We start from the raw sequence: 24995 nt of genomic DNA, 5'->3' as shown, positions 1-24995 counted from the left end.
CGACCTGTACAAACGTACAGTGATCGATCCCCGTGACGCCTGCATCGCCGACGCCCCCGGCGTTTTACTACCTGACCAATTTCGAACGCGCGCTGGCCTGGCTCGGCGAGCGTTACGACGACCTGCTCGATGCGAGCGAACATGCGTTTCTCGCACATTTCGCGCAACTGCCGAAAGCGTCGCGTGCGTTGCTCGTGCGGATGCTGATGCGCAGCGGCACCGACTTCCGCGCGAGCAAGCTCGCGTACGACGAAATCGGCAGCACGCTCGACGCGGCCGCGCCGCTTGTCGAGCTCGGCTGGGTCGATCCGGCCCCCGCGCTCACGCTCGACGAGTTGTTCGTGCTGTCGACCAAGGCCGACCTGCTGAAGATGTTCCCGTTGCTCGCCGCGCACGCGGGCGAGCGCAAGCCCGAGTGGCTCGAGCGGTTGCGGCCCGCGCACGACGTGGCGCAACCGCTCGACGCATGGTGCGCGCAGGCCGACGATCGCGTGCTGCGCGTGACGGTCGGCGCGCTGTGCGACCGCCTGCGGCTGATGTTCTTCGGCAATCTTCATCAGGACTGGAGCGAATTCGTGCTCGCCGATCTCGGCGTGTTCCAGTACGAAAGCGTGCCGTTCGCGCCGTCGTCGCGCGCGTTCCAGCAGCGCGACGACGTCGACGCGTATCTCGCGCTGCAGACCTGCCGAGAAGCACTCGACGCATGGCCCGACGACCAGCCGTTCGACGATCTGCTGCAGGCGATCGACGCGGTCGGCTGCGCGCAGCCGTGGCTCGCGACGCGCCGCGCGAAGCTGCTGTTCACGCTCGGGCAGACCTGCGAGCGCCGCGCCGACTGGGCTGCCGCGCTCGACGCGTATGCGCGCAGCGCGTGGCCCGGCAGCCGGCACCGGCGCATTCGCGTGCTCGAACGTTGCGGCCGCGACACCGATGCGCTCGCGCTGGCGCTCGATGCGCGCGGCGGCTTCGAAAGCGACGAGGAGCGCCAGCGCGTCGAGCGGATGCTGCCGCGCCTGCAGCGCCGTCTCGGGCAGCGGGTCGAACGCGCGGGCAGCACGCCCGACGTGCCGCGCGAGACGCTCGTGCTGATGCGCCCTGAAGCGTTCGTCAGCGTCGAATACGCGGTGCGCGACCATCTTGCGCAGCCCGATGCGCCGGTTCACTACGTCGAGAACACGCTGATCAATTCGCTGTTCGGCCTGCTGTGCTGGGAGCCCGTGTTCGCGGCCGTGCCCGGCGCGTTCTTTCACCCGTTCCAGCGCGGCCCGGCCGACCTGCACGCGCCCGATTTCGCCGTGCGCCGCACGGACGCGTTCGCCGCCTGTTTCGCGCAACTCGACTCGGGCGCGTACCGCGACACGATCCGCCGGCACTTCGCGACGAAGACGGGGCTGCAATCGCCGTTCGTGTTCTGGGGCGTGCTGACCGGCGAACTGCTCGACGAGGCGCTGGCCTGCCTGCCGCCCGAGCACCTGCGGCTGTGGTTCACGCGCCTGCTCGCGGATATCCGCGGCAACCGCTCGGGGCTGCCCGATCTCGTCCGTTTCTGGCCCGGCGAGCGGCGCTATGAATTGATCGAGGTGAAGGGCCCCGGCGACCGCTTGCAGGACAACCAGACGCGCTGGCTCGCGTACTGCCTCGCGCACGGCATGCCGGTGCGTGTCGTCGATGTCGAATGGGCCGGAGCCGGTGTCGAGCAGGCCGAAGCGGCGGGATTGTCCGCATGAGCTACGTCGTCGCGGTGCGGGCGATGTGCGAATTCACCGCGCGGCGCGGCGATCTCGACCTGCGCTTCACGCCCGCGCCGACCGCGCTCGAAGGCATTGCCGGTCATGGCGCCGTCACGTCGAAGCGCGGCGCGCGCTACGAAACCGAGATCGCGCTGACCGGCACGTGGGGCACGCTCACCGTGCGCGGGCGCGCGGACGGCTACGATCCGGTCGCGAACCGGCTCGAGGAGATCAAGACCTACCGCGGCAGCCTCGACGCGATGCCGGCCAATCATCGCGCGCTGCACTGGGCGCAGGCGAAGGTCTATGCGCACCTGATGTGCGACGCACGCGGACTCGCGGAAATCGACGTCGCGCTCGTGTATTTCGACATCGTGTCGGAGCGCGAGACCGTGCTGACCGAGACGCTCGGCGCAAGCGCGCTCGCCGCGTTCTTCGCCGAGCAGTGCGCGTGCTTCGTCGGCTGGGCCGAGCGCGAGACCGCGCACCGCTCGGCCCGCGATGCGGCGCTGCGTGCGCTGACGTTTCCGCACGGCCGATTCCGCAGCGGCCAGCGCGAGCTGGCCGTGTCCGTCTATCGCGCGGCGCGCGACGAGCGCTGCCTGATGGCGCAGGCGCCGACCGGCATCGGCAAGACGCTCGGCACGGTGTTTCCGCTGCTGAAGGCGTGCGGCGAGGGCGAGCTCGATCACGTGTTCTTCCTGACCGCGAAGACGCCCGGTCGCGCGCTCGCGCTGGAAGCGGCGACCACGCTCGGCGCCGGCACGCCGGCGCTGCCGCTGCGCGTGCTGGAGCTCGTCGCGCGCGACAAGGCGTGCGAGCATCCCGACCGCGCGTGTCACGGCGAATCGTGCCCGCTTGCGCAAGGCTTCTACGACCGGCTGCCGGCGGCGCGCGACGCGGCGATCGGCGCGGGGCTGCTCGATCGCGATACCGTGCGCGAGGCGGCGCTCGCGCACGACGTCTGTCCGTACTATCTCGCGCAGGAGCTGGCGCGCTGGTCGGACATGGTAATCGGCGACTACAACTACTACTACGACGGCAGCGCGATGCTGCATACGCTCGCGCAGCAGAACCAGTGGCGCGTCGGCGTGCTCGTCGACGAGGCGCACAACCTGCTCGATCGCGCCCGCAAGATGTACAGCGCATCGCTCGACCCGTTCGCGTTCGCGGCCGCGCGCGAGGCGGCGCCCGCGGCACTGCGCAAGGCGTTCGACCGGCTCGCGCGCGCGTGGGGCACGCTCAATCGCGCACAGGCCGCGCGCTATGCGGCATACCCCGAGATTCCGGGGCCTATCGTGTCGGCCGTGCAGAACCTCGTCGCGGCAATCGGCGAACACCTGACCGATGCGCCGCGCGCGAACGGCGACGCGCTGCTGCGCTTTCATTTCGAGGCGATCCAGTTCGGCGTGCTCGCCGATGCGTTCGACGGCGCGTCGATCTTCGACGCGACGCTGCACGGCGAGCCGCTGCCGCGCCAGCCCGGGCTCGACGGTGTCGCACCGGCCGGGCGCCGGCGCCGCATCCAGTCGACGCTGTGCGTGCGCAACGTGATTCCGGCCGGCTTTCTCGCGCCGCGTTACGACGCCGCGCGCGCGACCGTGCTGTTTTCCGGCACGTTGAGCCCGTTTCATTTCTATCGCGACACGCTCGGGTTGCCGGCCGACACCGGCTGGCTCGACGTCGACGGGCCGTTCCGCGCCGAGCAACTGACCGTGCGCGTCGCGAGCCACGTATCGACGCGCTGGCGCGACCGCGACCGTTCGCTCGAACCGATCGTGGACCTGATCGCCGCGCAGTATGCGACACGGCCCGGCAACTACCTCGGTTTCCTCAGCAGCTTCGACTATCTCGGGCGCGTCGTCGCGCTGATGCAGACGCGTCATCCGGACGTGCCCGTGTGGGCCCAGGCGCCCGGCATGGCCGAAAGCGAGCGCGACGCGTTTCTCGCGCGCTTCGACGCGGGCGGGCGCGGGGTCGGCTTCGCGGTGCTGGGCGGTGCGTTCTCGGAAGGCGTGGATCTCGTCGGCGAGCGGCTGATCGGCGCGTTCATCGCGACGCTCGGGCTGCCGCAGGTCAACGATGTCAACGAACAGATGCGGCGCGCGATGGAGGCGCGCTTCGGCAACGGGTACGACTACATGTATCTGTACCCGGGCCTGCAGAAGGTCGTGCAGGCGGCCGGGCGCGTGATCCGCACCGAACACGACGAGGGCGTCGTGCATCTGATCGACGATCGTTACCGGCGGCGGGAGGTGCGCGATCTGTTGCCGCGGTGGTGGCGGATCGGGTGACGGGCGTGACGGATGTCGTGCGCGCGGCTCGCGTGAATCCCTAAAGCACGTTGAGCATCGCGAGCGCGGTTTCCTGCAGATGCGGCAGCACGCGCCGCACGGCCGCGTCGGTCGTCTCCGCGCCGATCGGCATGTTCGTGCTCAGCGCGGCGACGACTTCGCCGTGACGGTTCTTCAGCGGCACCGCGATGCCGCGCACGCCGACCTGCAATTGCTGCTCGATCACCGCGAAGCCCGCGTCGCGCGCGTGGTCGACCTGTTCGAGCAGGCGTGCCTTGTTGGTGATCGTGTGCGGCGTGAACGGCGCGAGTTCGGTGTCGTCGAGCCACGTGCGGACGGCCTCGCGATCCGGTTGATGCGCGAGCAGCACGACGCCCGGCGACGTCAGCGGGGCGGGCACGCGCGCGCCGAGCACGAAGCCGGTCGTCATCACGCGCGACACGCCGTTGCGGGCGATGAACACGAGTTCCCAGCCGTCGAGCACGCTCACGTACGCCGATTCGTTCAGCGACGCGCTCAGTTGCTGCAGATAGGGCTGGACCGTGCGCGGCAGGCGCGCCGAATCGAAGTACGACCAGCCGACCCGCAGCACGCGAGGCGTGAGGCCGTACAGCTTGCCGTCGGTGTACACGTAGCCGAGCGATTCGAGCGTCAGCAGGTAGCGCCGCGCGGCTGTGCGCGTGAGGCCGGTGCGGGCGGCGGCCTGGGTCGGCGTCATCCGCGCGTGCTGGCTGTCGAATGCCTCGAGGATCATCAGGCCCTTTTCGAGGCCGGCAATCCAGTCGCGTCGGTCGAGGTCGGGCTTTTTCATGGTCGGGGGCGCGTCGTGCGCGGTGTTCGTGCGGGAGTGGGCGATTATCGCGCGGCGCGGCGGACAATGCGACATGCGGCCAGCCGGCGCTATCCGTTCGGCCTTGCAGCCCGTGCATCGTGGCAACGGCCTCGATCGAGGGCTGCGAGTACCTGTACACCGAAGATATGCATGACGGCTTGCGGGTGGAGGGTGATCCAGTATTGCGGAATCCGTTTGTCTGAGCGCCGGCGGTTTCGGGCACGCGCTCGTCCGGCGTTCTGGTCGCGACGGGCGGTCAGGCAGCGCGAGGTTCTCGGGCTCACGTCTGTTCGTGACAAAGCGCGGCAATCCGCCATCGGGTGTCGCTCACGCACCACAGCTCCAGAAAATCGAAGCGAGAATCCATCGTTCCGTCGTGCCAGACGAATCCAGTTCCGGATATCGTCGCCCATTGCGCGTGCTCGGCGATCTGTATCGCGTCATCCCGGTATGCAACACGACGTGTGACCGTCGCCCGTTCGGCCGACAGGGCGCGCATTCGAGCGAGAAACTGCGCTTTCGGACGAAAGCGATTTTCGTGCTGGATAAAGAAGTGCGGGCTTGCCACGAAATCGAGTTGCTCGACGTCGGCGTGGCGATACGCATCGATCCAGACTTCGCGCATCTGCATCAGTGGGAATCGAGGTTCCATGTCGCTTGCATTCCGGTTGAAGTGCGAGTTGCCGTGTGTGCGGCTATTCGCTTGGGCAGGAACGCAGCCTATGGCTTCGACAGGTGTTTGGGCAATCGGACAGGTCTGAATCTGGCGTTCGGCGAGCGATGCAATGCATTGGCGCCGGCGACATCCAGCTCATGCGCTCGAGCAATCCCGGCCGAGGGGCCGTGACCGTAATGGTGTGATCGATGCTGCCACGTCGACGCGAACGACGTCGATGCCGGGACGGGAAGTGAGGCGGGGGCGTGGCCGATACGCACCCGACGGCGGCCGATGGCTGAAGAGGGGGCAGCGGCGCGTCGGCGCCGCCGGTCGAATGCAAAAAGCGGCGGATGCGGCGCGCCTGTTACGCCCGCCGCATCCCGATTGCCATTACTCGCTGCTCGTCCACTCGACGTTCGCACCGACCGAACGCAGGTTTTCGACGAAATGCGGGTGCGCGCGGCGGATCGGCAGCGCGTTCATGATTTCCGAGCGGCCTTCGATGCTCGCGGCCACCATCAGCAGCGCGATCGCGACACGGATGATGTACGGGCTCTCGACGCGCGCCGGCGTCAGTTGCAGGCCGCCGAACGTGATCAGCCGGTGCGGATCGGACAGCAGCACGTGCGCGCCGAATTTCGACAGTTCGCCGGACCAGCCGAGCGCGCCGTCGTAGACCTTGTTCCAGAACATCGCGCTGCCTTCCGCACGCACGCCGAGCGCGATGAAGATCGGCAGCAGGTCGACCGGCAGGTACGGCCACGGCGCGGCTTCGACCTTGGTCAGGATGTTCTGCGTGAACGGCCGGCGCACGCGCAGCGGGCCGTCGCGTTCCGCACGGGACCAGCCGTCGCGGTGCGTGACGGTCACGCCGAACTTCGCGAACGTGCGGTCGATCAGCGGGAAATGCTCCGGCGACGAGTTGCGCACCGTGATGTCGCCGCCGGTGATCGCGCCCAGCGCGAGGAACGTCGCGATTTCGTGGAAATCCTCGGCGAAGCGGAATTCGCCGCCGCCGAGCTTGCCGCCGCCCGTCACGCACAGGCGCGACGTGCCGATGCCTTCGATCGCGACGCCGATCATCGCGAGGAACTGGCAGAACTCCTGCACGTGCGGCTCGGACGCCGCATTCATCAGCGTGGAGGTGCCGCCGGCGGCCGTCGCGCACAGCGCGAAGTTTTCGGTGGTCGTCACCGATGCGTAGTCGAGCCAGTGATCGTTGGCCGTCAGCGGGCCGTCGGCACGGACGATCAGCGAATCGGGCGTGCGCTGGATGTGCGCGCCGAAGCGCTCGAACACTTCGACGTGCGGATCGATTTCGCGCACGCCGAGCGTGCAGCCCTTCACGTCGTTCTCGAGGCGCGCGACGCCGAAGCGTGCGAGCAGCGGCGGAATCAGCATGATCGACGAGCGCATCGCCTCGGGCAGGCGGTGAACGGCCGGGTCGAACGTCGTGTTGCGATGGTGGAGTTCGAGAATGCCGGTCGTGAAGTCGACCGACACGTCGCTGCCGAGCGTGCGGAAGATGTCGAGGATCTTGCGCACGTCGGTGATGTCCGGCACGCCGACGAGGCGCAGCGGCTGATCGGTCAACAGGGTGGCGCACAGGATCGGCAGGACGGCGTTCTTGTTCGCGGACGGCTTGATGTCCCCGCGCAGCGGAGTGCCGCCGTGGACGATGAGATTCGACATGATATGGGGGCGTATCTGTGACTGACGTAGGCCCATATGATGCCATTGGTCGGCGGGTGACGTGGAATGTTCAGAGGGCAAAAAGGGCTTCTGCGCGCGGGATTGACCGTGTTTGACGTTGGGCGAGGGCCGGGCCCGTCCGGCTCGCCGGGGATAGTAGCCGGCGCGTATTGCGGCCGGCCCTCCGGTCATATCCTCACTCCGCCGCCCGCATCCGCGCGGCGACCACCAGCGAGATCAGGCAACCCACCGCGAGATAGCCGGCGACCAGGTGCCATGAACCGCCGGCCAGGCTGACCAGCGCCACCGCGATGAACGGCGTGAACCCGCCGCCGACGACGCTCGCGAACTGATATCCGACGCCCGCGCCGCTGTAGCGGTATTCCGCACCGAACAACTCGGTGAAGAGCGGCTGCTGGACGCTCACGATCATGTCGTGCGCGGCATTGGCCAGCAGGATCGAGAAGACCACGATCCACGCGATCGAGCGCGATTCCAGCGCGACGAAGAACGGCACCGCCGACGCGAGGCCGATCAGCGCGCCGATCAGGTAGATGCGGCGCAGGCCGAAGCGGTCCGCCAGCCATGCGAAGCACGGGATCGTCACGCAGCTGACCGCGCCGACCAGCAGGCCGATGTTCAGGAACAGGTCGCGCGACATGCCGAGGTTCGACGTCGAATAGCTGAGCGCGAACGCGGTGACGATATACATCGTGAACAGTTCGGCGAGCCGCAGCGCGACGATCAGCAGGAACGCCTTCGGATGGCGCGTCAGCGCCTCCAGCACCGGCAGGCGCAGCTTGCGATTGCCGTGCTCGACCTTCTCGACGAATTCCTGCGACTCGTCCATGCTCTTGCGGACCCACAGCCCGATCAGCACCAGCACGATGCTGAATACGAACGGCAGGCGCCAGCCCCACGACTTGAACGCGGCCTCGCCGAGCGTATGGCTCAGGATCGACACGATCCCCGTGGCCAGCACGAGCCCGACGCCGTAGCCGACCTGCACGCCGCTGCTGTAGAACGCCTTTTTCTGCTTCGGTGCGCTCTCGACGGCCATCAGCGCCGCGCCGCCCCATTCGCCACCGACCGCGAAGCCCTGGATCGCACGCATCAGCACCAGCAGCACGGGCGCCCACCAGCCGATCGTCGCGAAGCTCGGCAGCAGGCCGATCGCGACGGTCGACAGCCCCATCAGCATCACGGTCAGCACGAGCATCCGCTTGCGGCCGAGCCGGTCGCCGTAATGGCCGAACACGACGCCGCCGAGCGGCCGGAACAGGAAGCCGACGCCGAAGGTCGCGAACGCCGCGAGCGTGCCCATGGTCGGGCTGACCTTCGGAAAGAATTCGGAATTGAAGACGAGTGCGGCGACGATCCCGTACAGCAGGAAGTCGTACCAGTCGACGACGGCACCGACGAAGCTGCCGATCGCGGCCTTGCGGGCCTGGCTGCGCGCGCGTGCGCCGGCGGCGGCGTCGAGGGTGTCGAAGGTTGGGGTCATGGCGAAGTCTCCTGGCATGGCGCATCGTGGAATCGTGGCGGCGCCGCGTCCGATGCTGCATTGAAGTCGATGGGTGGACGGAGAATAGGGCGCGCGCCGCGCGACGGCAATTGGCCGATCGGACAAAATGCGCGATTATCGCTCTTTTATGTGCGATTATCGAACGAATCCCGGGTTTGCACTAGGCGAGGCATTCGTATCCCGTTCGGCCAGGGTGTGCCGGCGTGAACGATCTGGTTAAAATCGGGACCATCAAAACCTTGCCCGAATCGGGCGGACACCCGGCCACCCCATCGGCCGGGGATGCCGCACGCGCGGGCGTCATCCCCATCGACCGCATACCCCCGGAGACTGTAATGCCCGGCAATTCCCACCCCCTGTCCAGCGATACGCCGCCCGTTGCCGATCCGGCCGCCAATCCGCTCGGGATGGCCGGACTCGAATTCGTCGAGTTCGCGGCGCCGGTGCCGGACGCGCTCGCGCAACGCTTCGAGCAGCTCGGATTCAAGGCGATCGCGCGCCATGTCAGCAAGAACGTCACGCTGTACCGGCAAGGGCAGATGCAGTTCCTGATCAACGCCGAGCCCGATTCGTTCGCTGCGCGCTATGCAGAGGAATACGGGATGGGCGTGTGCGCGATCGGGCTGCGGGTGGCCAGCGCACGGCGCGCGTTCGAGCGTGCGATCGAGCTCGGCGCGTGGGCGTTCGAGGGCGAGCGGATCGGGGTCGGCGAGCTGAAGATTCCGGCGATCCAGGGGATCGGCGATTCGCACCTTTATTTCGTCGATCGCTGGCGTGGGCGGGACGGCCAGCGCGGCGGCGTCGGCGACATCTCGATCTTCGACATCGATTTCCGGCCGATCGACATCGCGACCGCGCATACCGATCTCGATTGCGCGGGCACGGGCCTGCAGCAGGTCGACCATTTCACGCAGACGGTCGGCGCGGGGCGCATGCGCGAGTGGCTCGACTTCTATCACGACCTGCTGCACTTCCGCGAAATCCATGAAATCGACGCGCACTGGCATGTGTCGGAAGAGTCGCGCGTGATGGTGTCGCCGTGCGGCGCGGTGCGGATTCCGGTCTACGAGGAAGGCACGCGCCGCACCGAGCTGATGCACGCGTATTTGCCGGACCATCCGGGCGAAGGCGTCCAGCACGTTGCGCTGGCGACCGACGACATCCTGGCGAGCGTCGATGCGCTGCGCGCGAACGGCGTCGAATTCATCGAACCGCCGGCGCGCTATTACGACGAAGTCGATGCGCGGCTGCCGGGGCACGGCGTCGATCTCGACGCGCTGCGCCGCCGCGCGGTGCTGGTCGACGGCGAAATCGGCAGCGACGGCGTGCCGCGCCTGTTCTTCCAGACCTTCGTCAAGCGCCGGCCCGGCGAGATCTTCTTCGAGATCGTGCAGCGGCAGGGGCACCACGGATTCGGGGAAGGGAACCTCGCAGCGCTGGCCCGCGCCCGCGACGCCGGGTGAGCGGCAGAGGGCGTCGTCGCGGTAGTGGCCACGGCTGCGAGTGCGACTGAGAAATCAGCGACCGCGTAACGTCACCCGCCCGCGGCCGGCACACGGTTCGGCGCCGGATCGTTCGGCGCCTTGAGCGCGCATGCGGTACCGCCCGGCGTGTACATCGACACGACGCAGCGATTGCATGACGTGCAGCCCGATTGCGCGATGCGGCCGTCGCGCAGTTCGTTCACGAAACCCGGCTCGAACACGAGCGCGCGGGCGAGCGCCACCGCGTCGAATCCTTCGCGCATCGCCAGCGCGACGTTCTCGCGCGAGCGCACGCCGCCGAGATAGGCGAGCGGCATCCGGACGGCCGCTCGCACCTGCCGCGAATGCTCGAGGAAATACATCTCCCGAAACGCGCCCATCTTCGGCTCGGTGAGCCTCTGCAGCGCCATCGCGGTGCGCACGATCGCGTTGTCGGCGTTCGCGCGCGCCTCGCCGGGCAGCGGGCTGCCGAACAGCTGCCACACCGACTCGACGTTCATCCCGCCGCTCAGCACCAGCAAGTGCGCGCCCTCGGCCTCGAGCCGCCGTGCGATCTCGGATGCGTCGTCGGGCGTTCCGCCGCCACGCACCCCTTCGGTCACGCCGATCTTGCAGACCACGGCGAGATCGCGGCCGACCGCATCGAGCACGCGGCGCAGCACCTCGACGGGGAACGTCGCGCGACGCGCCGCATCGCCGCCGTATGCGTCGCGGCGGCGGTTGTACAGCGGCGACAGGAACTGGCTCAGCAGATAACCGTGACCCATATGGATCTCGACCGCGTCGAAGCCCGCGTCGCGCGCGTGGCGCGCCGCGCGTGCGAATTCGTCGGCGATGACGGTCATCTGGTCGCGCGTCATCGCCTGCTTCAGGAAGCGGCCGCTCATCACGCCGACCTTGTTGAACCCGCCCGACGCACTCAACGGACGTTTCGTCGACAGCGACGGCAGGAACGTGAAGCAGCCGCCGTGGGTGATCTGCGCGGACGCCGCCGCGCCGTGGCGATGCACCGCGTCGGTCAGCGCGCGGAATTGCCGGACCGTGGGCGCATCGAGCCGCGCCTGGTCGACGAACGTGCGGCCGTCGTCGCTGACCGCGCAGTACGCGACCGTCGTCAGCGCGGCGCCGCCCGCGGCGATGCGTTCATGAAACCCGACGAGCGCACGCGACGGCACGCCGTTCGGCGTCATCCCTTCGTTGGTCGCGGATTTGATCAAGCGGTTGCGCAGCGTCAGCGGGCCGATCTGCAGCGGGCTGAATGCAGTATCGAGGGCGGCAGGTTCCATGTCGGGCGTGCGTCGGAATGGGGATGGCGACCATTGTGCGGAGCCGACGCCGGATCGCATCGTCCACGTGGATGATCCGCCGCCCGCCGCCCGGGCGCCCGCACCGCCTAGTCGGCCGCGCCCAGCTTGCGCGCCTGGCGGCGCATCCCGTCGAAGATCGCATCGGCCACGTCTGACGGGAAATCCGCCGGAATGCGCGACGCGACGCCGGCGATTACCGGTTCGGTGCGTGCCGCCACATCGGCCATGGCCGCGCGTACGACGTCTTCGGTCAGACCGACACGCGCGCCTTGCGCGATCCAGTGACGCGGCTGGATGTCGCCGATCACGTAATGGCGATTCTTCCCGCACACGGCCATCGCGAGCCGGGCGCGCCGCGGCGGCAGTTGGTTGCGGCGCGTGCCGATGATCGGATGCGCCGACAGCACGTCGTACAGCGGCGTGCTGCGATACGTGTTGCCGGGCAGGTGCGCGATGCTGAAATTCTTCGCGTGGCCGTCGATGGCCGCGAGCACCCAGAACACGAGCTGCGTGACGAAGAAGTTCGTCCGGTCCCGCGCGGCCTCGGCGGAATTCGCGAGGATGCCCATGATCGTCGCGATGCCGGGGCCGCCGTCGGATTCGTATTTGGCGCCCGACGGCGTGCCGGTCGCCTGGCACATGTCCTCCTGCGGCAGCCGCAGGATCCAGGTGCCGTCGCGGGACGGACGGCGGTCGAAACGCTCGACGATCAGCGCCTTCTGGTCGTCGAACCGGCCGATGTCGCACGCGGCGACCGGCAGGCCGTACGCGGCGACGATCTTCGAACACAGCCATTCGTTCTCGACCGACGTGCGCATGTCGGCCTGCATGTTCCCGACGCGCCCCAGCGGCAGCTTGAAGATATGCGTGGTCGGCGTGCTGCCCGCCGGCAGCAGCCAGCGATCGCCGTCGCGCAATAACGCGGTTTTTTCCTGCGCGCCGGCGATCGACAGGCGCAGCTCGCCGTCCGGCTCCGCGTGGCCGGGCAGCGGCGCGGCGGTCGCGTGGCGCAGCACGTCGGCCACGGCCGTATCGTCGAGCGCGGTGCCGTCGATCGATTCGAGGTCGACCGGTGCTTCGTCCGGGGGCAACAACTGCAGCGCCCCGACGCAATCGCGGCCGATCGACGCGAGCAGTTCGAACGGCGCCGTCGACCCGAGCCGGTAGCGCTGCGCGATGCGGCGGCGGATCGGCTGGCTGTCCGGCAGCAGGTTGTCGAAGTAGTCGGCGACGATCGCGCCCTGGTGCGGCTGATTGCCCGGCGTGAACGGCAGCGACAGCGACAGCGGACGGCCTTGCGGATCGTCGACCCACGCCGGCAGGTAGACGAGGCGCTCGACGCCGCGCCGGACTTCCCAGTAGCCGACCGGGATGCCGTTCATCCACAGGTCGAGGCGGTCGTGGCGGGGGCGGCGGGCCATCGTCACCAGTCCTCCCGCGTGGTGCCCCGAGGCTTGCCGGGCGTGGCGGCGGCGGGCCGTTTCCGCGTGGCGGCGGATGGGGCCTTCGCAGCGGCCGGCGGGCGAGCCGGCAGCTCGGACGAACCGGGCGAACCGGACGAGCGACCGCGCGCGGCCGGCGTGCGCTTGGGCGCCGGCGCGGTGCCAGCTGGCGCCGCTGCGTCGTCCGGCGTGCCCGGCTCGAGCGCCAGGCGAACGCCGAGCACGTTCAGCACCTTGAAAAGACGTTCGATACTGACCGCGGACGGATTGGCTTCGAGCTGCGCGTACGACTGTTGCGTCACGCCGAGGCGGGCAGCGAGCTGCGCCTGCGTGAACCCCGCCGACTTCCGGAAGCCGACGAGGATCGGGCGCAACTGGCTCAAGGTCTGGACAGGGAATGCCATGGGCTCTCCGCGCAATGACAGGCGATCGTTTGTAATCGAAAAATACAGTCTATGGTATGTATCGTCAAAATACAAACCTGAGACTGTATTTCATAAAAACAAACGATAGCCTGTCAAGCGGAAACCCGTGGGGCGGCGCCAGGACGCGCGGCACGCGCCTGTCAGCCTGTCGCCCGTCAGCCCGTCAGCCCGGCATCATCACGCCGCCCGCAGCGGGCTCGCATCGGCGGCGCGCGCGCTTTCCGGATCGTCGTCGCCGAGCGGGATGAACGCCATGATTTCCAGGTCGTGCCCCGACAGCGCCGGCAGCCGGAACGGACTCGACAGCACGTTCAGCCGCCGCACGCCGAGCTCACGCAGGATCTGCGAGCCGATTCCCGTCACGCGGCCGTCACGGCGTGCGTGGCCGGCCGGCGTTCGCATCGCGTCGCCGCGCATGTCGCAGTCGAGCAGCACCGCGACGCCGCAACCGGCCGCATCGATCCGCTGCAGCGCCGCGTGCAGCGGCCACGAATGCGCGGACGGTTCCGCGTCGAGCAGGTCGAGCAGCGAATGGCATTCGTGCACGCGCGTCAGCACGGGTGTCGACGGATCGGGCTCGCCGCGCACCAGCGCAAGATGCGGCGCACCGTGCACGGTGTCGCGATACTCGATCGCGCGGAACCGGCCCCACGGCGTATGCAGCGGCCGTTCGCCGACACGTTCGACGAGCGACTCGTGCTCGCGGCGGTAATGGATCAGGTCCGCGATCGTGCCGATCTTCAGCCCGTGATGCGCGGCGAACGTCCGCAGCTCGGGCAGCCGCGCCATCGTGCCGTCGTCGTTCATCACCTCGCAGATTACCGACGCGGGCGTGAGCCCGGCGAGCGCCGCGAGATCGCAGCCGGCCTCCGTGTGTCCCGCGCGCACCAGCACGCCGCCCGGGCGCGCGGCGATCGGAAACACGTGGCCGGGCTGCACGAGATCGTCGGGACGCGCGCCCGCGCGCACCGCCGCGCGGATCGTTCGCGCGCGATCGGCTGCCGAAATGCCGGTCGTCACGCCTTCGGCCGCCTCGATGCTGACGGTGAACGCGGTACCGAATGGCGTGCCGTTGCGATCGGCCATCGGCGGCAGACGCAGTTGCTCGCAGCGCTCCGCGGTCAGCGTCAGGCAGATCAGCCCGCGCCCGAAGCGCGCCATGAAGTTGATCGCGTCGGGCGTCACGTGATCGGCCGCGATCACGAGGTCGCCTTCGTTTTCGCGGTCCTCCTCGTCGACGAGCAGGACCATCCGTCCCGCACGCAGCTCGTCGACGATTTCCCGCGTACCGGCGAGCGTCATTGCGCCTCCGTCGCGTCGAAGGCGCGGCGCAGCGCGTCGGCGCCGAAGGTCAGCACGCGATCGGCCGCGTCGATTGCGCCGAGCATGCTCGCGAAGCCGTGCAGCTGCCCCGGCCAACGCACGAGCGAGACCGGCGTGCCGGCCTGCGCGAGGCGCAGTGCGTACGCTTCGGCCTCGTCGCGCAACGGATCGAATTCCGCGCTGACGATGGTGGCCGGCGCCGCGCCCGACAGGTCCGCCACGGCGAGCGGGCTCGCGAGCGGCGATGCGCGGTCGGCGCCGTCGTCGAAATACTGGCGCTTGAACCAGCGCATCGCGTCCGCCGTCAGGAAATAGCCTTCGCCGAGCGATTCGTACGACGGATGCTCGTTCGCGCAATCGACGACCGGATACAGCAGCAACTGGTGCGCGATCGCGATGCCCGAGCCGCGCAACTGCAGCGCGGCGACCGCGGCCAGGTTGCCGCCCGCGCTGTCGCCGGCCACGGCGATCGCCCCGGCGCGCGCGCCGAGATCGCGCGCACCGGCGGCGGCCCAGCGCACCGCGTCGCAAGCGTCCTGCGCGGCTGCCGGGAAGCGCGCTTCGGGCGCGAGCCGGTAATCGACCGACAGCACGAGCGTGCGCGCCCGCCTGGCAAGACTGCGGCACAGGTTCGCGTGCGAATCGATCCCGCACGCGACGAAGCCGCCACCGTGGAAAAACACGGTCAGCGGCAACGGCCCGTTGGCATCGGGCCGATACAGTCGTGCGGATAACTGACGACCCGGCGCCGGGATCTGCCAGTCCTCTTCGGCGGCAATCGCGTCGCCGGGCGCGAACGCGCTGCCTCCGGCGAGGCTCGCACGGTACGCGGGCACGGTCAGTCGATCGAAATCGATCGGGGGCACTTGGGCGAGCGCGGCGAGCAGCGCCTGCGCCTGAGGGTCGAGCGGCATTGGAACTCCTGTCTGAATCGGATGCGGTCTGAATCAGGTAAACCCGCATCGCGGTTTTCCCTGAGCCCGCGCCGGACGCTTGCCGGCACGGCCTGACGGGCATTCCAGCGCAGCGGGCAGGGCGCCACATCATCCGATTGGACGATGGTTCGCACGTCCGGATGGCCAAAGCTCACCATTCAGTGAATGTCCCGATGACGCCGGAATTAAGACACGTCTTAATCATGGCGGCGCGGATGAATCGCACCGAACACAAGTTGCATGGAGGATGGAGCGTGCTGATGGAGACGAGATGGGCCCCGCAAGAGAGCCAGTCAACGAGCGAGGAGGCCGACATCGGCGTCGCTGATTTCAGCGAGCTGATGGCGCGCATCTACCAGGGGCCGATGGAAACGCCGCCGTGGGCCGGCGCGCTCGAGATGGTTCGCCGGCTGCTGCAGGCCAGCTACGTGACGCTGATCCTGCGCGCGGCCGCGAGCGACCGTCGCGCGCCGCTGTCCGTGCATGCATCGGAGTTCGGCCCGGTCGTGCCGGGGGACGGCGAGGCGTCGTACAACAATTACTACTATTCGCTTGACCCGTTCGTCGGCCTGCCGGCCGATCGCGTGGTCACGGTCGACGACGTGTTCGGCGATACGGGCTGGCTGTCGAGCGAACTGTACAAGCAGTTCCTGAAGCCGCAGGACGTGCGCTACATCCTCGGCGCGGACCTGCGCACGCCTTCGGGCGTCGAGTGCCGGTTCCGCGTGTGCCGCAATCATGCGTCGAAGCAGTTCTCCGCGCGCGACAAGGCGATCTGCGCGCTGCTGCTGCCGCACCTGAAGCGGGCGGTCGAACTGCATTCGCGGCTCGACACGGCCGAGGTCGAGCGGTCGATCTATGCCAACGCGATCAACCGGATGCAGATCGGCACGATCACGCTCGACGAGAACGGCACGATCATCGACATGAACGGCGTCGCCGACGAGATCCTGAAGCAGAACAACGGTCTGACGATTGCGCGCGGCACGATCGAGGCGACCGATGCGCAGGAGAACCGCACGCTCAAGCGGCTGATCCGCCACGCGGTGATGGGGCATCACGGCACGGCCGCGGCGATCGTCGAGGCGATGCCGATCACGCGCGGCTTCGACAAGCCGCGCCTCGGGCTGCTGGTGCGCACCGTGCTGCTGTCCGACTGGTCGGAGGACAACAAGCGCCGGCCGGCCGTCACGCTGTTCCTGCGCGACCCCGACCGCAAGCCGCAAGGCGCGCAGGAAATCATCCGCAAGCTGTTCGACCTGACACCCGCCGAGACGTCGCTCGCGCTGCTGCTGACGAACGGGCTGACGCTCGAGGAGGCGGCGGAGGAATCGGGGATCAGCAAGAACACGGCGCGCACGCACCTGCGCGCGATCTTCTCGAAGACGGGCGTGACGCGCCAGGCGACACTCGTGCGAATCCTGCTCGGGAGCGTGGTGCCGCTGGGATAAGTAGAGGCCGATGTCGATCCGTCGGAGTCGGCCGCATTCCTCTGGCGAGCCAGCGACAACGGTCGACGGGGCACGTGACGCTCGGCGATGGAGGCATCATGCAAAAGAGGCTCGCCCGTACATCCGGTTGCCGCTTTCTCGTTTGCCTTTTCAAAGGCCGCGGAGCCGGCCTTCGACATGCGTGCGGGTCTTGCCGCCGACCCAGATTTGACCAGCCTCGTCGCGGGTCAAATGAATGCGGCCATGGCGGCCGAGGCGTGTCCCTTGGGCGGCGACATAGTCGTCGTCAACCACACCTGTCGCGAACAGCCACTGCGCCATTGAAGCATTGAGGCTTCCCGTGACCGGGTCTTCGACGACGGTGCCCAGATGGTCGCTGAAGAAGGCGCGAACCTCGAAGGCCGCGTTGCCGCCTGTTGCATGAGGGCCGATAACGCCGACATCGATCCGGCCGGGCCAACCGCGGAGCGGATTGAGGGCGAGCACCGTTTCCGCCGATACCAGCCTGATGCCCAGCCATCCGGGACCGTTGTCGATCCAGGCGGCATCAAGGACATCGCCGGATTCGATCCCCAGCAGTCGCCGGGCCTGGTCCAATTCATCCTGTGTCGGCGCGCCGGAGCGGATCAGCGGCGGGGCGGCGAAGGAAAGCCGCTCGTGATTGCGTCGGATCGGAACCAGCCCGGCTCCGCATTCCTGGACGATTTCCGCTTCGCTCTTCGGCACGCGGCCCGTCGAGAGCCACGCATGACAGCTGCCGAGCGTCGGGTGCCCGGCAAAAGGCATCTCCCTGTCCAGCGTGAAGATCCTGACCCGGTAGTCCGCCTCAGGATGCGTGGGTGGCAAGAGAAAAGCGGTCTCGGACAGGTTGAACCACCGCGTCAGCCGCTGCATGTCATCCGTTGCCAGGGCATCGGCACCGATGACGACCGCCAGCGGATTGCCCGAAAGCGGCCCGGCGCCGAAGACATCGATCATATGGATCGCAAAGGTCATGACATCGCTCTTTCAATTCAGGTCAGTTCGCGATGGCGCCGACAAGCCGGGATATCAACGTTGCCAGGCAAGCAGATTGACTCCCGCAACGGCGAACACCGCGGATAGCGTGCCTTCGATCCAGCGCCGGAGACGGGTATACAGGGCGATCATCCGAGCGGTCGAGAAGAGGACCGCATAACCACCGAACACGATGACGCCGAGGAACGCGCAACCACCGATGATCGCCGGCAAGGTGCCGCCGGGGGCGTGCTCCTGAAGCCCAAGGGACATGATTGCCATCCAGGCCAGAACCGCCTTCGGGTTCCCGATATGCATGAGAATGCCCTGGCGGTAGAGCCGCCGATAGCGAGGTGTCGAGCGTCCTGGTTCCATCTTCGCGAAGCCGGAGCCCGGTTTCAGCGCCGATCTGCCCGTGCGGAACGCCAGGTAGAGCAGATAGACACCCCCAACCATCTTGATGACGAAAAGCGCCTCGGCATAGGCTGCCAGCACGGCGGAAACGCCGGTCGCCGCCAGGATCGCCCAGAAGAGTGAGCCCGTGATGACGCCGGCAGCCAGAACGAGGGCCGGCAGACGGCCGTCGCGCATCGCTGTTCCCATGATCGCCATGTTGCTCGGTCCGGGGCTGGCGGTGGCGATCAGATAGGTGCCGTAGGCGAGTGCGATCTGACTGGCGATCATTCGAGTTTCTCCAAAGATGCGGGGCGTCTCCAGCGTTACGGCTGGAGGTCTCCGCGATGAACGATATGGACCTTGTTCCCGTCGGGGTCGCGCAGATACGCGCCGAAGTAGCCGTCACCGTAGTGGGGGCGTAACCCGGGTGCACCGTCGTCCGTCCCGCCGTGCTCGAGACCGTTCGCGTAGGCCGTGTTCACGGCTTCTTGCGAGGGGGCCAGAAAGGCGACCATGCTGCCGTTGCCGATGGTCGCCGGCTCACCGTCGTACGGGATGTAGACATAGAAGCGCGGCAGCGGCGATTGACCGGTTACCCAGCAAAGCGCCGGAGGCCCGCCATCGGACGTGACGACGCGACGCTTCAGTCCGAGCGGAGCGAGCAGCGCGTCATAGAAACGGCCTGCCCGCCCAAGATCACGCGCCCCAACAGTTACATGGCTCAACATTCGACTCTCCACACGCCTGTCATGGCGATCAGGCGCCTCCAGAAATGCATGACCTCATCCCATCACATCGCGCATGTTACGCTTGTTGCTTTCATAAATAGTGTCACGTGACACTAATATTTGGGCGGCGAACATGCTTCTGCAATCCCCTTGGTCACCACGACTTGCCGACATCGACGCGAATACCGCCGAGCGGTTGGTCCTCGCCCTGGCCGACGACATCATCGAGGGGCGGCTGACGGGAGGCGACCGTCTGCCCGCTCACCGCGATCTCGCGTTGAAACTGGGGATTGGCCTTGGCACGGTGACGAAAGCCTATGCCTCGCTTGAACGGCGAGGCCTGACGCGCAGCATCAAGGGCCGAGGAACTTTCGTGGCGATCCGCCAGGCGCATCACGATCGCCAGATCGACCTTTCGTCCAATGTGCCGCCAGCCATGCTCGACGCGCGCTTGCTGGCGCGAACGTTGACGGGGATCGCACGCAAGATCGATGCGGACCATCTCAATCTCTATGCCCCGCCCGCCGGACATATGGAGCACCGACGTGTGCTGGCTCGCTGGCTCGAAACGCTGGGCCTGATGGTGGAACCGACGCATCTGGTGCTAACGAGCGGCGCCCGTCAGGCGCTATCGTTGGCCTTCGATCTTGCCTGTGGCTCGCAGGGGCTGCTTCTGACCGAGCGGATCACCTATCCTGGCGCGATCGCGCTGGCTCGGCGTAGCGGATATCGGATGCAGGGCGTCGAGACCGACGCGCAGGGGATGGCGCCGGGGGCACTGGCGGACGCACTCGACGGCATCGCGTCGACCGGCAGCAAGGCGGTCTATCTCACGCCGACGCTGCACAACCCGACCACCGCAACGATGGGCACGGAACGAAGGCAGGCCATCGTGGATATTTGCCGCCGGGCGGGCGCGTGGATCATCGAGGACGGCGTCTATGCGTCGGCAGAGCCGGCTTCGCCACCGCTTGCGGCGTTGGCGCCCGAGATCACCTTGCATGTGAACGGGCTGTCCAAATCGCTCGGCCCCGGTTTGCAGATCGGCGTGCTCGCGCTGCCGGCCGGACTCAACGACGCAGCGGAAGACGCGCTGCGGGACCTGCCAATGGCGCCGTCGGCGCTCTCTTGCGCAGTGGTTGAGGAGTGGCTGGCCACCGACGTCATCTCCTCGATCCAGCGGGACCTCCACCACGAGGCGCGGCGTCGATCCAATCTGGCCATCTCTCTGCTCGGCGCGAGCGAAGTGGTCTCGCATCCCGGCGCCTACAACGCGTGGCTGCCGATGGAGCGTGACGCTGCCAATCGTGTCGCATCCGTCGCAGCAGCGATGCGTATCAAGGTGACCCCTCCGGAATCCATGATGGTGAACCCGGAGGATCGGGCGAGCGGAATTCGACTTTGCCTCGGCGGCCCGTCGTTCGACGATCTGACAGAAGCACTGACCCTTCTGGCAGGGCTGATGAAGCAGCGCGCGTGACGCCACCGGGCGAGCACCGTACTAGCCGTTTGGTCGCAGGGTTTTGTATCTCTCCCCACTAACGGTAATTGGCGGCTCTTTGGTCCGGCGATTACCCAATCGTGCAAACGATCTGCTTCGATTCCACACGCCACACGCCTCGCTCATTTCAACATTATAGAAATAATGTCAAACAACAGGGGCGTGAAAATTGGATATTTAACGGTTTACGTTATATTATTAACGAAACTATCGACTCAAACCGTCATGTCCGACCTCGTTGCCGACGAATCCAGCCTGATCGCCGAAATCGACCGCCTGAGAGCCGATTTCCCGAAGACCCGTGAGCTCTATCGCGAGGTCTGCGCGTTGATGTTCTTCCGTTTCGGCGTCACGCCCACCGCGAACCGCCTTTACCAGCTCGTGCGCAAGGGCAGCATGAGCACGCCGACGGCGGTGCTCGGCGAGTTCTGGGCCGAGTTGCGGGAAAAGAGCCGGGTGCGCATCGAGCATCCGGATTTGCCGGCCGATCTGCAGGCGGCAGCGGGCGAGCTCGTCGCCGCGTTGTGGCGCCGCTCGAGTACCGATGCCGCCGCAGCGCTCGATGCACTGCGCGCCGAAGTCGAAGCCGAGCGGGCCGCGGCGAAAGCGGAGGTCGCGGCATTGCAAACCGACCTGTCCCGCACCGAAACCGCGCTGGAGCACCGCACGAGCGCGTTGCTGGCGGCCCAGGTGCGCATCCAGGAACTCGAGCAGGCGAGGGCGGCCGACGAAGCATCGCGCCGCGCGCTGCAAGCGGAAATCGAGCGGCTGAAGTCCGACAACGCGGACGCCGATCGCGCGCTGGCGCAGGCGCGCGCCGATTTCACGTCGCAACTCGACCGGCTGCGCGACGACGCGGGCCGGGCCGAGGAGCGCTTGCGTGCAGCGGAGAAGCGAGCGCTTCAGGAGATCGACCGCGAACGGCTCGCGGCCGCACGCGTTCAGAAGGAATTCGACGCGGCCACGGCTCGTGCCGAACAGCGCGATACGCAGCACCGCAAGGAGCTCGCGGCACTGCAGGCGCAACTGGCCGACACGCAACACCGCTGCGGCATGCTCGAAGGCCAGCTCGACGGGGCCCGCGCGGCCAATGCCGCGTACGTCGGCGAACTCGACGCATTGCGGGCCGAACGCGCGTCACGCGCCCCCGCGCGCCGGGCGCCGGGTCGACCGGCGGGCGGCGCCCTGCGTGCGGCGAAACCGGTCGCGAGGAAGCGCGCCCCCAAACCCGCGTGACTTGGGGCGCCACGGTGCGGCGACGGCGTGTCCGCGACGCGGTGCGATTCGGGAAAGTGCCGCTCAACTTGCCGGCTCGACGTTACTAGACGACCGGTCTAATCGTTGCTAAGATACGCCATCATGAATGCATCTTCGGGCGCGGAAGTCCGCCAGCACATCCTGAATATCGCGAAGCCGATCATGCTCCACAAGGGGTTTTCGGCGGTCGGTCTGAACGAGATTCTCGCCGCGGCGGGCATCCCGAAGGGCTCGTTCTACCATTACTTCGGCTCGAAGGAGGCGTTCGGCGAGGCGCTGCTCGAATCGTATTTCGAAGGCTATCTCGAGCACCTCGACAACCTGCTCAAGCACCCGGCCGGCACGGGCGCGCAGCGCCTGATGACGTACTGGGGCAACTGGCTGCGCACCCAGTGCGCGGACGATCCGGAAGGCAAGTGCCTCGCGGTGAAGCTCGGTGCGGAAGTGTCCGATTTGTCGGAGGCGATGCGCGCGGTCCTGCGGCGCGGCACCGGCCAGATCATCGAGCGGCTCGCGGGCGGCATCGAGGCCGGGTTGGCCGACGGTTCGCTGGGCGGCGTCGACGATCCGGCGCATACGGCCGCAATCCTTTACGAGCTGTGGCTGGGCGCGACGCTGCTGGAGAAGATTCACCGCGACCGCAAACCGCTCGAACGCGCGATGCTCGAAACACGGCGGATGCTGAACCTGCCGTCCTTCGAGCCTGACGGAGTGCAGTCGTAATGTGGGCGCGCGCAGGCGCGCCTTGTTTTTTGCGTGAGCGCTAGACGACTGGTCTACTTACGCTGAAGTCACATTGTTTTACCCGCGAGGCGGCGGCCCGGCCGCCGGCTGATTCGCCGGCAACGCCGCAGCCTCGCGCACCACGGTTGTCCAACGTTGATCCGATCGTGCCCGTGCACGTCCCTTCCTGTTGACGGAGGTTCCCATGCCGCAAGGCAAGGCAGCAAACCGCAGAATCATTCTGAATGCGCGCCCGGTCGGCGCGCCCACCTCGAACGACTTTCGTCTCGAAACCGGCGACGTACCGGTGCCCGGTGCCGGCCAGGTGCTGCTGCGCACGATCTGGCTGTCGCTCGACCCGTACATGCGCGGCCGGATGAGCGACGCGCCGTCGTATGCGCCGCCGGTCGAGCTCGGCGACGTGATGGTCGGCGGCACGGTCAGCCGTGTCGTGGCGTCCAACCTGCCCGCGTATCGCGAAGGCGACCTGGTCGTCGCGCGTGGCGGCTGGCAGGACTATTCGCTGTCGGACGGCAGCGGTCTCATTCCGCTCGGCCGCGACTTCGCGCATCCGTCGCATGCACTCGGCGTGCTCGGCATGCCGGGGTTCACCGCGTACACCGGGCTGCTGAAGATCGGCGAGCCGAAGGCCGGCGAAACCGTGGTCGTCGCCGCCGCGAGCGGGGCGGTCGGTGCGGTGGTCGGCCAGATCGCGAAGCTGAAGGGCTGCCGCGTGATCGGCGTCGCGGGCGGCGCCGACAAGGTCGCGTACGTGAAGGGCACGCTTGGCTTCGACGATTGCGTCGACCACCGCGATCCGCAATTCGCCGCCCGGCTGAAGGAAGCCTGTCCGAAGGGCATCGACGTCTATTTCGAGAACGTCGGCGGCGCCGTGTTCGATGCGGTGTGGCCGCTGCTCAACGAGCATGCGCGCGTGCCGGTGTGCGGACTGATCGCCCATTACAACGACACCGCGTTGCCGGCCGGCCCCGATCGCCTGCCGCTGCTGATGGGGACGATCCTGCGCAAGCGCATCCGGATGCAGGGCTTCATCATTTTCGATCATTACGCGACGGGCTACGCGCAGTTCCTGACGGAGATGAGCGAGTGGCTCGCGCAGGGCAAGGTGAAGGCGCTCGAGGATGTCATCCCCGATCTCGCCGATGCGCCGAACGCGCTGATCGGCTTGCTCGCCGGCAAGAATTTCGGCAAGGTCGTCGTGCGCGTGGGTCCGGACGAACTGGCCTGACACCGGCGCAAGACGACACACGACGATTGCACGCTGGCGTCGCGAGACGCCGGCTTGTGGCATGCTCGATTCCGTTTCGAAAGGAGTGACAAAGATGGCGCTTCACGTGATTGCTTCCCTGTTCCTGAAACCCGAACACGCGCAGGCCGCCGAGGCCGAATTGCGCAGCATGGTCGCCAAGACGCGCGTCGAGCCGGGCAACCGGCGCTACGACCTGTTCCGCGAGCAGGACGGTTCGCCGAACCTGCACCTGTACGAGATCTACGACGACCAGGCCGCGTTCGACGCGCACCTCGCCAGCCCGCATTTCACGGAATTTCGCGTGAAGTCGGCCGACTGGTTCGCGGCGCCGCCCGTCATCAAGGTGCTGTCGGGCATCGACGTGGCCGAGTAACGACGCGGTACCCCCGTCACGGCCCGTTCTCGCCCGGGACCGTGCGGCAGCCGTCACGCATGACGCAGCGGCGATGACAACGACAACGCGGCGCAGCGCATCGCGCGCCGCTTCCCCAATACACCGCCCCGGAGGCTGAATGGTCACCCTCAACATCAACGGCGAGAACCGCACGGTCGACGCCCCCGACGACATGCCCCTGCTGTGGGTCCTGCGCGACGTCGTCGGCCTGACCGGCACGAAATTCGGCTGCGGGATCGCGCAATGCGGCGCGTGCACCGTGCATCTCGACGGTGTCGCCGCACGCGCGTGCGTGCTGCCGGTCGCGGCCGTCGCGGGCCGCAGGATCACGACGATCGAAGCCGTCGGCGCGACGCCGGCCGGGCAGAAGGTCCAGCAGGCATGGCGCGAGCTCGACGTCGTCCAGTGCGGCTACTGCCAGTCCGGGCAGGTGATGGCGGCCACCGCGCTGATCGCATCGAACCCGAACCCGAGCGACGCCGACATCGACGCGGCGATGGCCGGCAACATCTGCCGCTGCGGTACCTACAACCGGATTCGCGCGGCGGTCAAACACGCCGCGAAGGGGGCATGAGATGAAACAGTCACCACGCTCACTTTGTTCGCTGCCCCGCGAGGGGGCGGTCAGCCTC

At 67.7% G+C, this 24995-nt stretch carries 22 protein-coding genes; 10 read left to right on the top strand and 12 right to left on the bottom strand.

What is annotated here, in order from left to right; translation table 11 throughout:
• The first annotated feature begins 32 nt into the window (after nucleotides 1–32).
• Both DIE02_RS04040 and DIE02_RS04035 read left to right on the top strand, forming a co-directional pair.
• Nucleotides 33–1727 carry a VRR-NUC domain-containing protein gene (locus tag DIE02_RS04040; RefSeq protein WP_124484843.1) on the top strand — a complete coding sequence of 565 codons (1695 nt, stop codon included), beginning with the start codon at nucleotides 33–35 and terminating at the stop codon, nucleotides 1725–1727.
• Nucleotides 1724–4024, top strand: a complete 2301-nt coding sequence (locus tag DIE02_RS04035; RefSeq protein ID WP_124484842.1) for an ATP-dependent DNA helicase — start codon at nucleotides 1724–1726, stop codon at nucleotides 4022–4024. The genes DIE02_RS04040 and DIE02_RS04035 overlap by 4 nt, the downstream gene beginning before the upstream one ends.
• Nucleotides 4025–4064: 40 nt before the next feature.
• On the opposite strand, the gene DIE02_RS04030 is transcribed toward DIE02_RS04035, so the two are convergent.
• The 4 genes from DIE02_RS04030 to shiA form a co-directional block, all read right to left on the bottom strand.
• Complete coding sequence (locus tag DIE02_RS04030; RefSeq protein WP_124484841.1) at nucleotides 4065–4835, bottom strand: IclR family transcriptional regulator C-terminal domain-containing protein; 771 nt, start codon at nucleotides 4833–4835, stop codon at nucleotides 4065–4067.
• A 301-nt stretch (nucleotides 4836–5136) separates the two neighbouring features.
• A complete protein-coding gene (locus DIE02_RS04020) occupies nucleotides 5137–5508 on the bottom strand; it encodes a DUF4440 domain-containing protein (RefSeq protein WP_124484840.1) in 372 nt (123 codons plus the stop codon).
• A 396-nt stretch (nucleotides 5509–5904) separates the two neighbouring features.
• Nucleotides 5905–7206, bottom strand: a complete 1302-nt coding sequence (locus DIE02_RS04015; protein WP_044843107.1) for a UDP-N-acetylglucosamine 1-carboxyvinyltransferase — start codon at nucleotides 7204–7206, stop codon at nucleotides 5905–5907.
• Nucleotides 7207–7402: 196 nt separating this feature from the next.
• A complete protein-coding gene (gene shiA, locus DIE02_RS04010; RefSeq protein ID WP_124484839.1) occupies nucleotides 7403–8710 on the bottom strand; it encodes a shikimate transporter in 1308 nt (435 codons plus the stop codon).
• 356 nt (nucleotides 8711–9066) lie between these two features.
• On the opposite strand from shiA, the gene DIE02_RS04000 reads away from it, so the two are divergent.
• Entirely contained in the window at nucleotides 9067–10194 is a 1128-nt protein-coding gene (locus DIE02_RS04000; RefSeq protein WP_044843109.1) for a 4-hydroxyphenylpyruvate dioxygenase family protein, read from the top strand.
• A 71-nt stretch (nucleotides 10195–10265) separates the two neighbouring features.
• Here the strand turns inward: DIE02_RS04000 and DIE02_RS03995 are convergent, their stop codons facing one another.
• From DIE02_RS03995 to DIE02_RS03975, 5 genes are all read right to left on the bottom strand, one after another.
• The gene (locus tag DIE02_RS03995; RefSeq protein WP_124484838.1) at nucleotides 10266–11501 is read right to left on the bottom strand and encodes an NADH:flavin oxidoreductase; all 1236 of its coding nucleotides are present in this window, start codon (nucleotides 11499–11501) and stop codon (nucleotides 10266–10268) included.
• A gap of 107 nt (nucleotides 11502–11608) precedes the next feature.
• Nucleotides 11609–12943: a type II toxin-antitoxin system HipA family toxin gene (locus DIE02_RS03990; RefSeq protein WP_124484837.1), complete on the bottom strand. Its 1335-nt coding sequence runs from the start codon at nucleotides 12941–12943 to the stop codon at nucleotides 11609–11611.
• Between the two features lie 2 nt (nucleotides 12944–12945).
• Nucleotides 12946–13368, bottom strand: a complete 423-nt coding sequence (locus DIE02_RS03985; protein WP_124484836.1) for a helix-turn-helix transcriptional regulator — start codon at nucleotides 13366–13368, stop codon at nucleotides 12946–12948.
• A 198-nt stretch (nucleotides 13369–13566) separates the two neighbouring features.
• Entirely contained in the window at nucleotides 13567–14691 is a 1125-nt protein-coding gene (gene ribBA, locus DIE02_RS03980) for a bifunctional 3,4-dihydroxy-2-butanone-4-phosphate synthase/GTP cyclohydrolase II (protein ID WP_124484835.1), read from the bottom strand.
• A complete protein-coding gene (locus DIE02_RS03975; protein WP_124484834.1) occupies nucleotides 14688–15626 on the bottom strand; it encodes an alpha/beta hydrolase in 939 nt (312 codons plus the stop codon). The genes ribBA and DIE02_RS03975 overlap by 4 nt, the downstream gene beginning before the upstream one ends.
• Nucleotides 15627–15907: 281 nt before the next feature.
• Here DIE02_RS03975 and DIE02_RS03970 point away from each other — a divergent pair, with 281 nt between their 5' ends.
• Nucleotides 15908–17098 carry a helix-turn-helix transcriptional regulator gene (locus DIE02_RS03970; protein WP_044843154.1) on the top strand — a complete coding sequence of 397 codons (1191 nt, stop codon included), beginning with the start codon at nucleotides 15908–15910 and terminating at the stop codon, nucleotides 17096–17098.
• A 150-nt stretch (nucleotides 17099–17248) separates the two neighbouring features.
• On the opposite strand, the gene DIE02_RS03965 is transcribed toward DIE02_RS03970, so the two are convergent.
• From DIE02_RS03965 to DIE02_RS03955, 3 genes are read right to left on the bottom strand one after another with little or no spacing between them, the layout of a single operon-like run.
• Nucleotides 17249–18094, bottom strand: coding sequence for a PhzF family phenazine biosynthesis protein (locus tag DIE02_RS03965; protein ID WP_124484833.1), 846 nt, complete (start codon nucleotides 18092–18094; stop codon nucleotides 17249–17251).
• Nucleotides 18095–18148: 54 nt separating this feature from the next.
• A complete protein-coding gene (locus DIE02_RS03960) occupies nucleotides 18149–18778 on the bottom strand; it encodes a LysE family translocator (RefSeq protein WP_124484832.1) in 630 nt (209 codons plus the stop codon).
• 35 nt (nucleotides 18779–18813) lie between these two features.
• Nucleotides 18814–19218, bottom strand: a complete 405-nt coding sequence (locus tag DIE02_RS03955) for a VOC family protein (protein WP_124484831.1) — start codon at nucleotides 19216–19218, stop codon at nucleotides 18814–18816.
• 133 nt (nucleotides 19219–19351) lie between these two features.
• Here DIE02_RS03955 and DIE02_RS03950 point away from each other — a divergent pair, with 133 nt between their 5' ends.
• The 6 genes from DIE02_RS03950 (at nucleotide 19352) to DIE02_RS03925 (ending at nucleotide 24937) form a co-directional block, all read left to right on the top strand.
• Entirely contained in the window at nucleotides 19352–20698 is a 1347-nt protein-coding gene (locus tag DIE02_RS03950; protein ID WP_124484830.1) for a PLP-dependent aminotransferase family protein, read from the top strand.
• 246 nt (nucleotides 20699–20944) lie between these two features.
• Nucleotides 20945–21955, top strand: a complete 1011-nt coding sequence (locus tag DIE02_RS03945) for a DNA-binding protein (protein ID WP_124485071.1) — start codon at nucleotides 20945–20947, stop codon at nucleotides 21953–21955.
• Nucleotides 21956–22078: 123 nt separating this feature from the next.
• Nucleotides 22079–22699, top strand: coding sequence for a TetR/AcrR family transcriptional regulator (locus tag DIE02_RS03940; protein WP_044843116.1), 621 nt, complete (start codon nucleotides 22079–22081; stop codon nucleotides 22697–22699).
• A 205-nt stretch (nucleotides 22700–22904) separates the two neighbouring features.
• Nucleotides 22905–23948, top strand: coding sequence for an NADP-dependent oxidoreductase (locus tag DIE02_RS03935; protein ID WP_124484829.1), 1044 nt, complete (start codon nucleotides 22905–22907; stop codon nucleotides 23946–23948).
• A gap of 94 nt (nucleotides 23949–24042) precedes the next feature.
• Nucleotides 24043–24342, top strand: coding sequence for a putative quinol monooxygenase (locus DIE02_RS03930; RefSeq protein ID WP_044843118.1), 300 nt, complete (start codon nucleotides 24043–24045; stop codon nucleotides 24340–24342).
• 139 nt (nucleotides 24343–24481) lie between these two features.
• Nucleotides 24482–24937, top strand: a complete 456-nt coding sequence (locus tag DIE02_RS03925; RefSeq protein WP_124484828.1) for a (2Fe-2S)-binding protein — start codon at nucleotides 24482–24484, stop codon at nucleotides 24935–24937.
• The last annotated feature ends 58 nt before the right edge of the window (nucleotides 24938–24995 follow it).

The sequence above is a fragment of the Burkholderia sp. Bp8991 genome, assembly GCF_003853795.1.
Classification (GTDB): domain Bacteria; phylum Pseudomonadota; class Gammaproteobacteria; order Burkholderiales; family Burkholderiaceae; genus Burkholderia.
This window is presented reverse-complemented; position numbering and strand designations above follow the sequence as displayed.